Raw genomic sequence first — 15,103 nt, 5'->3', positions numbered from 1 at the left:
CATGACCATCGACATGAGCCAGTTTTATCAGGTGTTTTTCGACGAGGCCGCCGAGCACCTGAGCGAAATGGAAAGCCTGCTCCTGGAGCTGGACGTGACGTCGGCCGACAAGGAGATGCTCAACGCCATCTTTCGTGCCGCCCACTCCATCAAGGGCGGGGCCGGTACTTTTGGTTTTACCGACATGGCTCAGGTGACCCATGTGCTGGAGACGCTGCTGGACCGCCTGCGCAAGCAGGAGCTGCAGCCGACCACCGCCATGGTGGATGCCTTTCTGGATGCCGGTGACGTGCTCAAGGCTCAGCTGGTAGCCCATCAGGAAGGGGGGATTTATGAAGATCCCCGCATCGCCGAGGTCTGTGGCAGACTGGAAAGACTCTCCGTGGTCGGGGCGGATCAGGCAATCCCCGCGACAGCCGCCCCCCCGTCCCGGCAGGTCACCCGTGACGGGACGCCTCGGGACGGGGCCGACCTCGCTCCGGCCGACGCTGAACCGTCCTGTCCGGTCTGGTTGATCCGGATTCATCGAGCGCAGGCGGGACTCACGCCGGACACGTCACTGGATGGACTGGTGTCGGCCCTGGGCGAGTTGGGACGCCTTGAATCCCAGGCGGCGGATGCGAATACCCTGTGCTGGCAACTGACCGCCCCGGTCTCCCATGACCAGATCGTGGAATTGCTGGACTTTGTGTGTGATGCCGCCGGCGTACAGGTGGAAGTCCTGGATCATTCCCCGGCGGCGGATGAAGATCCCGGTTACGGTTTTTTTGAACCATTGCCCGACATTTCCGCCGACGCGGCGTCGGTCGCGGATGAGGAGCCGGGATTCGGCCTGTTCGAAGATGCGCCGGGAGCGGTGCAGGCGCTGGATCAGGAGCATCCCGGGTATGGTCTGTTCGGCGGTAGTCCGGGGATGGTCCAGATTGCGGAACTGGCGGCCTCCACCCCGCCTCCCAGCGGCACCGGTTCTCCACCGGAAGAGGGACGTCAGCCTCCAGCGCGGCGGATGCCCGCCGGTGATGCCTCCATCCGGGTCAGCGTGGAAAAGGTGGACCAGCTCATTAATCTGGTGGGAGAGCTGGTGATCTCCCATGCCATGCTGGCGGAGTCGGTGTCGGGCCTGGACCCGGTCAGCCATCAGTCCATCTTCAACGGCCTGTCCAACCTTGAGCGCAATTCGCGGGATCTGCAGCAGGCTGTCATGTCCATCCGCATGATGCCCATCAGCTTCGTGTTCAATCGGTTTCCCCGGGTGGTGCGCGATACGGCCGCTTCCCTGCAAAAGAAGGTCAACCTCAAGCTGGTGGGAGAGGATACCGAGCTGGACAAGGGCCTGATCGAGCGTCTGGCCGATCCATTGAATCATCTGGTGCGAAACAGCATCGACCACGGTATCGAACCCCCGGCCCAGCGTCTGGCCGCCGGCAAGTCCGACACCGGACAGATTGTACTGCGTGCCAGCCACCAAGGCGGCAACATCGTGGTGGAGGTGAGCGACGACGGTGCCGGACTCAACCGGGACAAGTTGCTGGCCAAGGCCGCGGAGAAGGGCATTCCCCTGCCCGATCACCCGTCCCCCAAGGAGGTCTGGCAGCTCATCTTTGCCCCGGGCTTCTCCACCGCGGAGAAGGTGACCGACATCTCCGGCCGTGGCGTGGGCATGGATGTGGTGCGTCGGAACATCGAACAGATGAATGGTCGGGTGGAGATCGACTCCGAACCCGGCAAGGGCACTCGCATCGTGATCCGGCTGCCCCTGACCCTGGCGATTCTGGACGGCATGTCGGTGCGAATGGGAGACGAGATCTTCATCCTGCCGCTGACCGCCATCCGCGAGTCGGTCCAGCCCCGGCGCGAGCAGGCGAAGACCATATCGGGCAAGGGCCGCGTCTTCCAGGTGGGCGGGGATTACCTGCCCCTGGTGGAGCTGGACCGACTCTTTTCCCGTGGCAGGCGCAGGACCGCCCTGGAAGAGGGCATCGTGGTGATCGTGGACACCAACGAGGGTCGGGCAGCGCTGCTGGTGGATGAGCTGATGGCCCAGCATCAGGTTGTGATCAAGAGTCTGGAAACCAATTATCGCAAGGTGGAAGGGGTGTCCGGGGCCACCATCATGGGCGATGGAAGGGTCGCCCTGATCCTGGATGTGGACGAACTGATGCGGCTCAATCGCAAGTTCGGGTTTTCAACGGCAATCCCCGAGGCACGGGAGCAGGCACATGACTGAGACACCGAAGGACAGGGCGGGCATCAGCGGCGATGACCGTCGAGAATATTTGACCTTCACTCTGGGGGATGAGGAGTACGGCATCGATATCCTCAATGTCCAGGAGATTCGCGGCTACGATGCCGTCACGAAGATCGCCAATTCCCCCGACTTCATCAAGGGCGTGATCAACATGCGCGGGGTGATCGTGCCGATCATCGACATGCGCCTGAAGTTCCATCTGGGGGTGGCCGAGTACAACCAGTTCACGGTGGTGATCATCCTCAACATCAGCGGCCGGGTGGTGGGCATGGTGGTGGACGGTGTTTCCGATGTCATCGCCCTCAAGTCCGAGCAGATCCGTCCCGCGCCTGAATTCGGCGCCATTCTGGACACCGCCTATATCGACGGGCTGGCCACGCTGGATGACCGCATGGTCATCGTGGTGGATATCGAAAAACTCATGAGCAGTGGCGAGATGGGGTTGGTGGATCAGGTTCAGTCCGGCTCGATCTAGTCATTTTGCTCAGAAACCGGTAGAGGATACGCACATGCGCTGGTTCGACAATCTTTCAGCAGGGATCAAGATCGGTTTTCTCGGTGGGGTGCTGATCCTGGCCCTCGGCTACGCCGCCTACGAGGCCTACCTGGGCTTCAGTAGCTGGGCCAATTATTCACAGCAGATCCGCGACAATCGATTGCCCTCCATCCGGGCCCTGGGCAATCTCAATACCGAGCGCATGGTGATCCGGGCCCAGACGGTGGAGGTCCTGGTCCAGGATGAAGCCTATACGGACAAGACGGCCCTGCGCAGCATCGCCAGCCAGCGGGCGCGCTCCTGGGAGATCATCGATCGCAACTGGAACGAGATCAGCAGTATTCCCCGAATGACGGAGGAAGGGCAGCGGGTCTTCACCCGGCTCAGTGGGGAATACCTGGCCTGGAGAACCATTTATGTCGAACTCGATCGTTTGATTGAGGCCATGATCAACACCACGGACCCGGTGCGCTACGACCAGTTGATGGAAGAATACCGGGCCACCATGAACCGGATGGTGCCCATGTCCAACACCATGGGAGCCACCTTCGATGAACTGGTGGCCGGCAACATGGCCCGCGCAAGCGCCCAGGCCACCGAGGCGGTCGAGGCTTCCGAGTCCGAGATTCGTCAGTTGGTCTGGCTGGCCGCCATCGCCCTGCTGCTGGCCGTTGCCCTGGCCACACTCACCGTCATCAGCATGGTACGGCCCCTCAAGGCGCTGGTGACCCATTTCCATGCCATCGGCGAGGGTGACTACGATCAGAAGATCCAGTCCGACCGCAAGGACGAGATCGGCCTGGCCCTCAAGGGCCTCTCGGAAATGCAGGCCAAGCTCAAGGCGGACATTGCCGAGACCCGGCGAGTGGCGGCGGAAAACCTGCGCATCCGTTATGCCCTGGACAGTGTCTCTTCCAGTGTGATGGTGTCCGAACCCGGCGGTCAGATCATCTACGTCAACGAAGCAGTGGTGGGCATGTTCCGCCGGGCCGCCAACGAAATCCGCAAGGATCTGCCCAGCTTCAATCCGGATCAGGTGCTGGGTGCCAGCGTGGATATCTTCCACAAGAATCCGGCCCATCAGCGTCAGATGATGGACACCATGCGTTCCACCCATGACACCCAGATCAAGATTGGCGGGCGCACCTTCCGCCTGGTGGCCAATCCCATTATGAACACCGGCGGTGAACGGGTGGGCGTGGTGATCGAGTGGACGGACCGTACCGAGGAGCTGCGCGTGGAGGAGCAGGTCAGCGCCCTGGTGGAAGGTGCCGTGAAAGGGGACTTCACCAAGCGCATCCCCACGGAAGACCTGAGCGGTTTCTTCAAGCGTCTGGGCGAGGGCGTCAATACCCTGATGGAAAAGACCGCCACGGGACTGGCGGAAGTGGCCCGGGTGCTGGACGCGGTCTCCCACGGGGATCTGACCCAACAGGTGAACGGCGACTACGAAGGCACTTTCGGCCAGCTCAAGAACGATACCAACAGCACGGTGAATCGCCTCAAGGAACTCATCGGCCAGATCAAGGAATCCGTGGATGCCATCAATACCGCGGCCCGGGAGATTTCGGTGGGCAACGCCGATCTGTCCCAGCGGACCGAGGAACAGGCCTCCAGCCTGGAGGAAACCGCCTCCAGCATGGAACAGCTCACCTCCACGGTGAAACAGACCGCCGACAATGCCCGTCAGGCCAATCAGTTGTCCAATACCGCCCGTGAAACCGCGACCCAGGGGGGCGACAAGGTCAGGGAAGCCGTGACCTCGATGAAGGCCATCACCGAAAGCTCCGAAAAGATCAGCGAGATCATCACGGTCATCGATGGTATTGCCTTCCAGACCAATATCCTGGCCCTGAACGCCGCGGTGGAGGCGGCCCGTGCCGGTGAGCAGGGGCGGGGCTTTGCCGTGGTGGCGGGGGAGGTGCGCAATCTGGCCCAACGTTCGGCCTCCGCCGCCAAGGAGATCAAGGCCCTGATCGCCGAGGATGCCGCCACCATCAGCCAAGGCAGTAAACTGGTGCTCGAAGCCGGCGAGGCCATGGAAGAGATGGTGAATCAGGTCAAGCGCGTGGCTGACCTGATTTCCGAGATCTCCGCCGCCGCCGACGAGCAGAGCTCGGGGATCGAGCAGGTGAACACCGCCGTGACCCAGATGGATGACGTGACTCAGCAGAATGCCTCGTTGGTGGAAGAGGCGGCGGCCGCTGCCGAATCCCTGGAAGAACAGGCCCAGGGTCTGGCCCGTGCGGTCAGTGTCTTTCGGGTGGATGACCTGAGCATCGGGACCGGGGCCGTACTGGCCCCGCCCCAGCGCAAGGCCCTGCCGGCGGCGGGTGCCACCAGACCCAAGACGCAGTCGACCACCAAGGCGATGCCCAGACCTGCCGCCGGCAGCGTGAAAAAGACACCGCCGCCGAGCAAGCCCTCGGATGACGAGTGGGAGGAGTTCTGAGTCGGGAATTTCACTTTACCGATCAGGATTTCGAGCGCGTCCGCGGCCTGATCCATGCCCACGCCGGTATCTCCCTCAACCCGGGCAAGCGCGACATGGTCTATAGTCGCCTTGCCCGGCGGTTGCGGGCCTGCCGGCTGCAGTCCTTTGAGCAGTATCTGAATGGACTGGAAGTGGACACCCCGGAATGGGAGCAGTTTGTCAATGCCCTGACCACCAATCTGACCGCCTTCTTCAGGGAGTCCCATCACTTTCCGGTTCTGGCCGCGCACCTGGTCAATGCCCATGCGGTGCACCGGCGCCCGTTGCGGATCTGGTCCGCCGGCTGCTCGACCGGTGAGGAACCCTATACGATCGCGATGACGGCCATCAATGCCTTCGGCTCCTGGACGCCCCCGGTGAAGATTCTGGCCACCGATCTGGACACCCAGGTGGTGGAGCATGCTTCGGAGGGCATCTATGCCATGGAACGGGTGAGCAAGGTGCCGGCGGAGGAGATGCGGCGTTTTTTCCTGCGTGGCCGCGGTCGTCAGGAGGGGATGGCCCGATTGCGTCCCCAGGTCAGGTCACTGGTCACCTTTCGTACCCTGAACCTGCTGGGCGGCGCCTGGCCGTTGAAAGGCCCTTTTGATGCCATATTCTGCCGTAACGTGTTGATCTATTTTGACAAGCCGACACAATACCGGCTGATGAGCCGCTTTCATCCTCTCATGCCCCCAGGTTCATTGCTGTTCGTGGGGCACTCGGAGAGCCTGGCCCATGCCGCGGATCTGTTCCGGCTCAAGGGAAAGACCATTTACGAGCCTGTCATTCGGGCTTGAGACCTGACTGCATGACCAAGAGCTTTGAAGAAGTCCTGGCCACCACCCATTACTTTGACAGACATTTCGAGACGAATGCAGTCAAGGTGCTGCCCGGGGAATACTATGTGTCAGAGCCCGGCCTGCTCATGGTGACGGTGCTGGGATCCTGTGTGGGCGCCTGCATTCGGGATCGTGTCAGCGGGATCGGCGGGATGAATCATTTCATGCTGCCCGATGACCGTCGCGAAGAAGATTCCAGGGTGGGGAGTGCCATGCGCTATGGTGATTACGCCATGGAAATCCTCATCAACGAGTTGCTCAAGAAAGGCGCTCGGCGCGCCAATCTGGAGGCCAAGCTGTTTGGGGGCGGGAATGTGATTGCCGGCTTCACGCAGAACGTGGTCGGAGAGCGCAATGCACGTTTTGCCGTGAATTATCTCAAGACCGAGGGGATTCCCGTGGTGGCCAGGGATCTGATGGGGAATCTTCCACGCAAGGTGTATTTTTTTCCGGCGGATGGACGGGTGCTGGTACGCAAGTTGAAGACGTTGCGAAACGACACGCTCCTGGAGCGGGAAATCAAATACAGTCAGCGACTGCGACAGGCCCCCGTGGCCGGGGACGTGGAGTTGTTTTCCTGAGCGGTGGCCTTGCCGCTCATGGGACATGCCTCGGCCCGGTGACTGTGTGGATGATGAGGAAACAAGACATGCAGGGCTTGAGTGTGAAGGACGTGATGGATGATCTGAGGCGACACTGGCCCGCGGCACTGGTCAGTGTGGTGATATTGCTGGTGCTGGTGTTGTTGCCGGCCTGGTTGCCGGCCTGGCTTGCCGTGCTGCTGGTGGCGCTGACCTGGCCTGTCTCCATGATCATGACCGGGCGACCGGGGGCTTCCCCAGCGGTGGATGAATCCCACGCAGGGGACAGGGGCGAGGCCTCTGCCGACCATGATCAGGCGCTGTGGAGCCTGGTGCTGGAAATCGACCAGTTGATGGTCAGTGAAATCGATGAGCTCCGGGAGTTGGTGCGGCAGGCGGGCAACCTGGTGTCGCACGCGGCCGGTGATCTGCGGCAGAGTTTTGAGAATCTTTCCGTGACCTCCCAGGAGCAGCAGGCATTGATCCTGCGTCTGGTGGGCGGTTTTTCGGGCAAGGTCGATGCCGACGGGGACATGATCGATCTCAACAACTTCATGCACGAGAACTCGAGGGTCATGAACGACCATGTGCAGATGTTGATCGACGTGAGCAAGCACAGCGTGGAAGTGGCCCATCAGGTGGATGATCTTTCCTCGCAGATGGAACAGATCTTTTCCCTGCTGGACAGTGCCAAGCATATCGCCGGGCAGACCAATCTGTTGGCGCTCAATGCGGCCATTGAAGCGGCCCGGGCGGGGGAGGCCGGCCGAGGCTTTGCCGTGGTGGCCCAGGAGGTGCGCAAGCTGTCGCGGGATTCGGACAAGTTCAACGAAGAGATCCGCGGTCTGGTGGAGCAGGCCAGCCGTGTATTCGCCTACACCCGCGAGATCGTCGGTCGCATGGCCTCCCAGGACATGAACGCCTCGATCGATGCCAAGGGGTCGGTGGACGAGATGATGGCACAGGTACGGAAGATGAACCGGGTGATGGAGGAGGGGCTGCAGCGGGTTTCGTCAGGGGTGACGTCGGTACATCAGAATGTGGGCGACGCGGTGCGTCTGCTCCAGTTCGAGGACATCACCGCGCAGGTGCTGGAGCGGGCCGTTCGCCGCATCGACTTCATGGAGCGGTTCGTTGCCGAATTGCGTCAGTTGCCCTTGGCCGAACCGGGGCACTCAAGGAGCCAGTTGCAGGATTCACGGACTCGACTGGAGGCGCTGCGCTCCCAGTTGAGGGATGCCGCCCATCGGCCCGTGCATCAGAAGTCCATGGAAGAAGGCGAGATCGAGCTTTTCTGATGTCCCCTCGCGGCGGTATCGCCGCCCGTCCCAAGATTTGGAGGAACCGCAGGGTGTGCATGACTTGAACCGGAAGATTCGCGTATTGATCGTCGATGATTCGGCGCTGATCAGAAAGGTCCTGACCGAGATCCTCAACACCGCGCCGGATATCGAGGTGGTCGGTACTGCCCAGGATCCCTATGTGGCACGGGAGCGGATCAAGGGTCTGAATCCGGATGTGCTGACGCTGGACGTGGAAATGCCCCGCATGGACGGCCTGACCTTCCTGCGTAATTTGATGCGGTTGCGACCCATGCCGGTGGTCATGGTCTCCTCCCTGACGGCCCGGGGGGCCGATGTCACCCTGCAGGCCCTTGAACTGGGGGCGGTGGACTTCGTCACCAAGCCGACCCTGGATGTATCCCGTGCCCTGACTGAATACGCGGATCAACTGATCGACAAGGTGCGCATGGCGGCGGGTGCCCGGGTGCGTAGTCAGGTACAATTGGCCGCGCCGCCGCCCAAGCATTCGGTGGATCAGGTGATCCCGGCCCGTCCGGCGCCGGTACGGCTCCATACCACGGATCGGCTACTGGCCATCGGTGCATCGACGGGCGGGACCGAGGCGGTCAAGGATGTGCTCATGGGGCTGCCCACCGACTGTCCGGCGGTGGTGGTCGCCCAGCATATTCCGCCCGGTTTCAGCCGGGCCTGGGCGGAGCGCATGAATCGGCAGACCTCGCTGGTGGTGAGGGAGGCGGAGGAAGGGGATCGCCTGGTGAGCGGTCACGTCTATATCGCGCCCGGCGATCATCATCTGCTGGTGGCCAGGGATGGGGCGCGTTACGTCTGCCGACTCAGCCGGGGGGAGCCGGTGAACCGTCACCGCCCCAGCGTGGATGTGCTGTTCCGTTCCGTGGTTCAGGCCGCCGGCACCAATGCCTGTGCCGCGCTGTTGACCGGGATGGGCGCGGATGGGGCGCAGGGACTCAAGGAACTCCATGACGCGGGCGTGTTCACCATTGCACAGGATGAGGCCACCAGCGTGGTCTGGGGCATGCCGGGAGAGGCCGTGAAGCGGGGCGCCGCCGCGAAGGTACTGCCATTGCAGGAGATCGCCGCCGCCTTGCTCAGGGCCTCTTCGTGATGTCGGGCTTGGGGTGTGTGGGCTGCCTTATCAGATTTAGAGCGGAGTATGTGCCATGAGTATCAGTCGCAAGGTCGACGGCGATAAAGGTGTTGTCATCATCAGTATCGAGGGGCGTTTCGACTTTTCCGAACACCGCCCGTTCCGTGATACCTACCGGGACATAGCCCCGGGTTCCATGCGTTTCATGGTGGATCTGTCCCGAGCCGACTATCTGGACAGCTCGGCCCTGGGGATGTTGCTGCTGCTGCGCGAGCATGCGGGCACGGATGCCGGCCGCGTCACCATCCGGGGATGTACCGAGGATGTCAGGAGAATCCTTCGAATCGCCAACTTCGATCGTCTGTTCACGCTCGAATAGGAGGGCGCCGATGAATGACGGCCTGACCGCTGCCCCCGGCAACCGTGGCCTGGCGCTGGTGGTGGATGACGAGTCCGCCAACCGCCTGGTGCTGGCCACCATGCTCAGGCGCGAAGGCTTCCAGGTGATGGAAGCCGCGAACGGCGAGCAGGCCCTGGAGCGTTTCGGAGAAACACGGCCGGACATCATCTTCATGGATGTGATGATGCCCGGCATGGGCGGTCTGGAAGCGACACGACAGCTCAAGATCCTGTCCGATACGGACTTTGTTCCGATCATCTTTCTGACCGCCCTGCACGACGACCAGTCCCTGGTCCGTTGCATCGAGTCCGGTGGCGACGATTTTCTCTCCAAGCCCTTCAGTTTCAATGTCGTCAAGTCCCGCATCGTGGCCATGGAGCGGGTCCGTGACCTGCATCGCCACATTGCGGCCAAGAGCCGCATGCTGGCGGGGTTGCTGGAGATCGATCGTCAGGAGCAGATGCTGGCCGAGCGGATCTTCAGTCATGCGGTCAACGATCGCAATGTGGCTGCCGACCATCTGGGGATCCTGATGCGCCCCGCATCCACCTTCAATGGGGATGTGTTGCTCAGTCAGCACCTGCCCGACGGCAGCCTGCGTGTCCTGCTGGGCGATTTCACCGGCCACGGCCTGTCGGCGGCCATCGGCGCCCTGCCGGTGGCCGATGTCTTTCATGCCATGACCCGCAAGGGCGTGATCGATGAAGTGGTGCTGGAGGAGATCAATCGCAAGCTGTATCGGTTGTTGCCCGCGGATCGCTTCATGTGCGCCTTCATGGCGACGTTTTCGGTGACCGGCGATGAATTGCGCTGGTGGAACGGCGGGATGCCGGATGGCTGGCTGTGTCAGGCCGACGGTGTCCACCCCATGACGTCCCATGCCCTGCCGCTGGGCATCCTGCCCGAGCTGTCCCATGGCGATGCGCCGCGCCGGCGCGTCCTGCGGAAGGGTGATCGGGTCTTGCTCGTCACCGACGGGCTGATGGATGCACAGGATGTCGCCGGTCGTATTTTCGGACAGGCCGGATGGCCGGCGCTGATCGCAGGCTGGCGCCGTGAGCACAGCCTGCTGGGTCCCTTGCTTGCGTCCCTGGACGCCCATTGCGCGGATACGGATCAGCAGGATGATATCGGCGCGGTGGAGATTCCCCTGACCGGGGAGATCTTCGGGGGGGCCGATCTTGGCTTCAATCGATCCACCCCTACCGGCGGTGCCTGTTCGGTATTGTTGCGGGATGGGCGTCTGGCACAACCCCCTTCGATGGCGCAGCTACTGGACATGCTGGGATTGGCGCAGGCCCTGGCCGACCACCTGAATATCCTGGAGACCATTTTCCACGAGCTCTACACCAATGCGCTGGACCACGGTATCCTTCGCCTGCCGTCCTGGATGAAGGCGACAACAGACGGTTTTTCGGCTTATTATATGGAGCGCGAGTGCAGGCTGGCGGCAGGCCCCGTCGGTAGCATACGGGTGGACATCTGTCATGAGCCCGGACCGCCCGGCACGATCAGGATCAGCATTACCGACAGTGGCCTGGGGTTTGATCATGACAAACCGTGTGAGCCGCTGGGCGCCTCGGTCAAGCCCTGGGGACGCGGTATCGCCCTGGTGCGGGAACTGTGCGAATCCGTGAACTACTACAATCAAGGCACCCAAGTGGAGGCAGTCTATCGGTGTGTCTGAATGATCGGTATGTCTGAATTTAAAGGGTCAGTCTCCCATGTCCAGTAGTCCTCATCATCAGGAGCAGGAATACCCTCTGAGCCGTAATGGTGCCCGCATCATGGTGGTGGATGACGAGCGCGCCAATCTGGTGCTCATGGAGCGGCTGCTGCGCACCGACGGCTATGCCAATCTGGTGCTGGTCCAGGATCCTCGACAGGTCATGAGCGCCTATCGGGAAGCACGAACGGATCTGATCCTGCTGGATATCCAGATGCCCCATATGGATGGTTTTCAGGTCATCGAACAGTTTGCCGCGCTCGAAGACCCGCTGGTACCGCCGATCCTGGTGCTGACCGCGCAGGCAAGCCGTGAATACATGCTGCGTGCCCTGAACGTGGGGGCGAGGGATTTCATCGGCAAGCCGTTTGATCGGGCCGAGGTGCTGGCACGGGTCCGCAATATGCTGGATGTGCAGCTGGCGCACCGCATGACTCATGACCAGAAGGACGTGCTGGAACAGATGGTCCGCGAGCGGACCCAGGAGATCCGCAACACCCGCCTGCAGGTGGTTCAGCGGCTGGGCCGGGCCGCCGAGTACCGGGACAACGAGACCGGCTTTCATATCCTGCGCATGAGCCATACCTGTGAATTGCTGGCCCGGCATGTGGGTTGGAGTCAGGCGGACTGCGATCGCATGCTTCATGCCAGTCCCATGCATGATGTGGGCAAGATCGGTATCCCCGACCATATCCTGCTCAAACCCGGCAAGCTCACGCCGGAAGAGTGGCGCATCATGCAGACCCATACCACCATCGGCGGGGATATCCTCAGTGGAGATGATCCCGATCTGCTGGACCTGGCCCGGGAAATCGCCCTGTCTCATCACGAAAAATGGGATGGCAGCGGTTATCCGCTGGGGCTGAGCGGGGAAGAGATTCCCATCAGCGGACGCATCGCCGCCCTGGCGGATGTGTTCGATGCCCTGACCTCGGAGCGGACCTACAAGAAGGCCTGGTCGGTTCAGGACGCCCTGGAACTCATTCGGGAGTTGAGGGGCTCCCATTTCGACCCTCGGTTGACCGAGCTGTTTTTCAGTCTGGTTCCCGAGATCCTGGCTATTCGGGACCGTTTTGCCGAGCCCCCGGGCATGGATGCCGACCGGCACCTTTCCCAGGGGGGCGCCGACGGCGACGGTTGACCGTGGCCGTGTCCCCGGCATCATGCCCATTGGCTTACCTGATTCCGCTATAATCTCGCGATTTCCCGCGCCGAAGGAGTGTTCCTGTTGAAACCCGTCAAGCTTGGCCTGCTGGGCCTGGGTACCGTGGGCAGCGGTACCGCCAACGTGCTCAAACGCAACAGTGATGAGATCACCCGCCGGGCCGGTCGGGGCATCGAGATCGTGGCCGCCGCCGGCAAGAACCTGGAGAGTCACAATTGCCGTGACGTCACCGGCATGCGTCTGACCGAAGACGCCTTCTCGGTGGTCAACGATCCCGAGGTGGAGGTGGTGGTGGAACTGATCGGCGGCACCACCCTGGCCCGCGAGCTGGTGCTTTGCGCCGTCGACCAGGGTAAGCACGTGGTCACCGCCAACAAGGCCCTGATCGCCCTGCACGGTAACGAAATCTTCGCCCGCGCCCAGGAAAAGGGCGTCATTGTCGCCTTCGAGGCGGCGGTGGCCGGCGGCATTCCCATCATCAAGGCGATCCGCGAGGGGCTGGCGGGAAACCGCATCAACTGGGTGGCCGGCATCATCAACGGCACCGGCAACTTCATCCTCACCGAGATGCGCGACAAGGGCCGCGATTTTCAGGATGTGCTGGCCGAGGCGCAGCGACTGGGTTATGCGGAGGCCGACCCCACCTTCGACGTGGAAGGTATCGACGCCGCCCACAAGCTGACCATCCTGGCCTCCATTGCCTTCGGCATCCCGCTGCAGTTCGATCGGGTCTATACCGAAGGGATCACCGGCATCACCCGGGAGGATGTGGCCTATGCCAATGAGCTGGGTTATCGCATCAAGCACCTGGGGATTGCCCGCCGCACCGAGCAGGGCATCGAACTGCGGGTGCATCCCACTCTCATTCCGGAGCGACGCCTGATCGCCAACGTGGACGGGGTCATGAATGCGGTCCTGGTATCCGCCGACGCCGTGGGTCCGACCCTCTATTACGGTGCCGGTGCCGGTTCCGAGCCCACCGGTTCCGCCGTGGTGGCGGATATCGTGGACGTGGTGCGGGCCATGACCACGGACCCGGAGAATCGCGTGCCCCATCTGGCCTTCCAGGCGGATACCTTGTCGGATACCACCATCCTCCCCATGGAAGACGTGAAGACCTCCTTCTACCTGCGGTTGCGGGTGCTGGATCGTCCCGGCGTAATGGCCGACATCACCCGCATCCTGGCCAGCCTGGACATCAGCATTGAAGCCATCCTGCAGAAGGAACAGGATGACGACACCACGGAAGCGGACGTGATCCTGCTCACCCACGAGGTGCGCGAAGGCAACATGATCCAGGCCATTCGGGAGATCGAGGCCCTGGAAACCGTGAAGACGCCGGTGATCCGCATTCGCCTTGAGAATCTGAAGTAAGCCATCCGTACCCGAGAGACCATCATGCCTTTTCGACCCCGCTACACCGGTATCATCGAGCGTTATCGCGACCGTCTGCCGATCCACGATGACACCCGCATCATCGGTCTGGGGGAGGGCAACACGCCCCTCATCCGCCTGAACAACATTCCCCGCCTGATCGGCAAGGAAGTGGACATCTACGTCAAGTACGAAGGTCTGAATCCCACCGGCTCCTTCAAGGACCGGGGCATGACCATGGCTGTGACCAAGGCGGTGGAGGATGGCTCCAGGGCCATCATCTGCGCCTCCACCGGCAACACCTCCGCGGCTGCGGCGGCTTATGCGGCCCGGGCCGGCATCACCGCTTTCGTGCTGATCCCCGACGGCAAGATCGCCCAGGGCAAGCTGGCCCAGGCCATGATGCACGGCTCGGTGGTGATCCAGATCAAGGGCAATTTCGATGACGGCATGCGCCTGGTGAAGGAGGTGGCCGACAGTGCGCCCGTGACCATCGTCAATTCCGTCAATCCCTATCGTCTGCAGGGTCAGAAGACGGCGGCCTTCGAGATCGTGGAGGAACTGGGTCGGGCGCCGGATTACCACTGCCTGCCGGTGGGCAATGCGGGCAACATCACCGCCCACTGGATCGGTTACTGCGAGTATTCCTCCGCTTCCGGCGATCATGTCACCGAATCCTGCGGCTTCTGCAAGGGGCGCTGCATGTATGCCGGTGGCGCGGTGGTGGGCAACCGGCCCAGGATGGTGGGTTATCAGGCCGCGGGCAGCGCACCCTTCATGCGCGGTCACATGGTGGATAACCCGGAAACCGTGGCCACCGCCATCCGCATCGGCCATCCTCAGTCCTGGGACTATGCCTGGAAGGTCAAGGAAGAGTCCGGCGGCTGGTTTGACGAGTGCAGCGACGAGGAGATCCTGGCGGCGCAGAAGCTTTTGGCGGAGAAGGAAGGCGTGTTCTGTGAGCCGGCTTCGGCCACCTCCCTGGCGGGGGCGTTGCGGGACGTGCAGCAGGGCAAGATCCCCGAGGGCTCCAGCATCGTCTGTACCCTGACCGGGCATGGCCTGAAGGACCCCGATACCGCCATCCGCCAGTCCAGCCGGGCGCCTCTGACGGTGGATGCCACCCTTGACTCGGTGAAGCGGGCGATCCTGGAGAACATGTAAGGTCTCCTGTCCCCTTACCCCGGCCCTCTCTCCCCGCATCCGTCACTCCCGCGAAGGCGGGAGTCCGGTATTTTCAGTCCACCACTGGATTCCCGCTTACGCGGGAATGACGATGACAAGCTGCAAAGGCGTAGGTTTTATCGTCACTCTGATGGGGCTTTCCATCACTCCGACGGGGCTTTTCGTCACTCCCGCGAAAGCGGGAGTCCAGGCCAGGAACAGGGG

General features: G+C 62.2%; 12 protein-coding genes. All 12 read left to right on the top strand.

Features of this window, described 5'->3' with window-relative positions:
* The first annotated feature begins 1 nt into the window (after nt 1).
* The 12 genes from ACLF6L_RS07745 (at nt 2) to thrC (ending at nt 14,878) form a co-directional block, all read left to right on the top strand.
* Nucleotides 2-2,227 carry a chemotaxis protein CheW gene (locus ACLF6L_RS07745; protein WP_412852727.1) on the top strand — a complete coding sequence of 742 codons (2,226 nt, stop codon included), beginning with the start codon at nt 2-4 and terminating at the stop codon, nt 2,225-2,227.
* A complete protein-coding gene (locus ACLF6L_RS07740) occupies nt 2,220-2,723 on the top strand; it encodes a chemotaxis protein CheW (protein ID WP_238616966.1) in 504 nt (167 codons plus the stop codon). The genes ACLF6L_RS07745 and ACLF6L_RS07740 overlap by 8 nt, the downstream gene beginning before the upstream one ends.
* A 34-nt stretch (nt 2,724-2,757) precedes the next feature.
* Entirely contained in the window at nt 2,758-5,196 is a 2,439-nt protein-coding gene (locus ACLF6L_RS07735) for a methyl-accepting chemotaxis protein (RefSeq protein ID WP_412852726.1), read from the top strand.
* The gene (locus ACLF6L_RS07730; protein WP_238616967.1) at nt 5,181-6,017 is read left to right on the top strand and encodes a CheR family methyltransferase; all 837 of its coding nucleotides are present in this window, start codon (nt 5,181-5,183) and stop codon (nt 6,015-6,017) included. The genes ACLF6L_RS07735 and ACLF6L_RS07730 overlap by 16 nt, the downstream gene beginning before the upstream one ends.
* 11 nt (nt 6,018-6,028) lie before the next feature.
* Nucleotides 6,029-6,640: a chemoreceptor glutamine deamidase CheD gene (gene cheD, locus ACLF6L_RS07725; protein WP_238616968.1), complete on the top strand. Its 612-nt coding sequence runs from the start codon at nt 6,029-6,031 to the stop codon at nt 6,638-6,640.
* A gap of 68 nt (nt 6,641-6,708) precedes the next feature.
* Nucleotides 6,709-7,938, top strand: coding sequence for a methyl-accepting chemotaxis protein (locus ACLF6L_RS07720; RefSeq protein WP_412852725.1), 1,230 nt, complete (start codon nt 6,709-6,711; stop codon nt 7,936-7,938).
* A gap of 64 nt (nt 7,939-8,002) precedes the next feature.
* Nucleotides 8,003-9,067: a protein-glutamate methylesterase/protein-glutamine glutaminase gene (locus ACLF6L_RS07715; RefSeq protein WP_238616970.1), complete on the top strand. Its 1,065-nt coding sequence runs from the start codon at nt 8,003-8,005 to the stop codon at nt 9,065-9,067.
* Nucleotides 9,068-9,122: 55 nt separating this feature from the next.
* Nucleotides 9,123-9,428 carry an STAS domain-containing protein gene (locus tag ACLF6L_RS07710; RefSeq protein ID WP_412852724.1) on the top strand — a complete coding sequence of 102 codons (306 nt, stop codon included), beginning with the start codon at nt 9,123-9,125 and terminating at the stop codon, nt 9,426-9,428.
* A 10-nt stretch (nt 9,429-9,438) separates the two neighbouring features.
* On the top strand, nt 9,439-11,136 hold the full coding sequence (locus ACLF6L_RS07705; protein WP_412852723.1) for a SpoIIE family protein phosphatase: 1,698 nt from the start codon (nt 9,439-9,441) through the stop codon (nt 11,134-11,136).
* Nucleotides 11,137-11,173: 37 nt separating this feature from the next.
* Nucleotides 11,174-12,316: an HD domain-containing phosphohydrolase gene (locus ACLF6L_RS07700; protein ID WP_412852722.1), complete on the top strand. Its 1,143-nt coding sequence runs from the start codon at nt 11,174-11,176 to the stop codon at nt 12,314-12,316.
* An 87-nt stretch (nt 12,317-12,403) separates the two neighbouring features.
* Nucleotides 12,404-13,714: a homoserine dehydrogenase gene (locus ACLF6L_RS07695; RefSeq protein WP_238616974.1), complete on the top strand. Its 1,311-nt coding sequence runs from the start codon at nt 12,404-12,406 to the stop codon at nt 13,712-13,714.
* A gap of 24 nt (nt 13,715-13,738) precedes the next feature.
* Nucleotides 13,739-14,878 (top strand): threonine synthase, encoded by a 1,140-nt coding sequence (thrC, locus tag ACLF6L_RS07690; protein WP_412852721.1) that lies wholly within the window; start codon nt 13,739-13,741, stop codon nt 14,876-14,878.
* The last annotated feature ends 225 nt before the right edge of the window (nt 14,879-15,103 follow it).

It is taken from the genome of Ectothiorhodospira shaposhnikovii (genome assembly GCF_047222355.1).
Classification (GTDB): domain Bacteria; phylum Pseudomonadota; class Gammaproteobacteria; order Ectothiorhodospirales; family Ectothiorhodospiraceae; genus Ectothiorhodospira.
Note: the sequence above shows the minus strand (reverse complement) of the source record. Positions and strands in the feature narration are given on the sequence as shown.

Coding starts and splice junctions, on each gene's coding strand:
- ACLF6L_RS07705 (WP_412852723.1), top strand. CDS start 9,439: ATGAATGACGGCCTGACCGCTGCCCCCGGCAACCGTGGCCTGGCGCTG.
- ACLF6L_RS07735 (WP_412852726.1), top strand. CDS start 2,758: ATGCGCTGGTTCGACAATCTTTCAGCAGGGATCAAGATCGGTTTTCTC.
- cheD (WP_238616968.1), top strand. CDS start 6,029: ATGACCAAGAGCTTTGAAGAAGTCCTGGCCACCACCCATTACTTTGAC.
- thrC (WP_412852721.1), top strand. CDS start 13,739: ATGCCTTTTCGACCCCGCTACACCGGTATCATCGAGCGTTATCGCGAC.
- ACLF6L_RS07700 (WP_412852722.1), top strand. CDS start 11,174: ATGTCCAGTAGTCCTCATCATCAGGAGCAGGAATACCCTCTGAGCCGT.
- ACLF6L_RS07740 (WP_238616966.1), top strand. CDS start 2,220: ATGACTGAGACACCGAAGGACAGGGCGGGCATCAGCGGCGATGACCGT.
- ACLF6L_RS07720 (WP_412852725.1), top strand. CDS start 6,709: ATGCAGGGCTTGAGTGTGAAGGACGTGATGGATGATCTGAGGCGACAC.
- ACLF6L_RS07710 (WP_412852724.1), top strand. CDS start 9,123: ATGAGTATCAGTCGCAAGGTCGACGGCGATAAAGGTGTTGTCATCATC.
- ACLF6L_RS07745 (WP_412852727.1), top strand. CDS start 2: ATGACCATCGACATGAGCCAGTTTTATCAGGTGTTTTTCGACGAGGCC.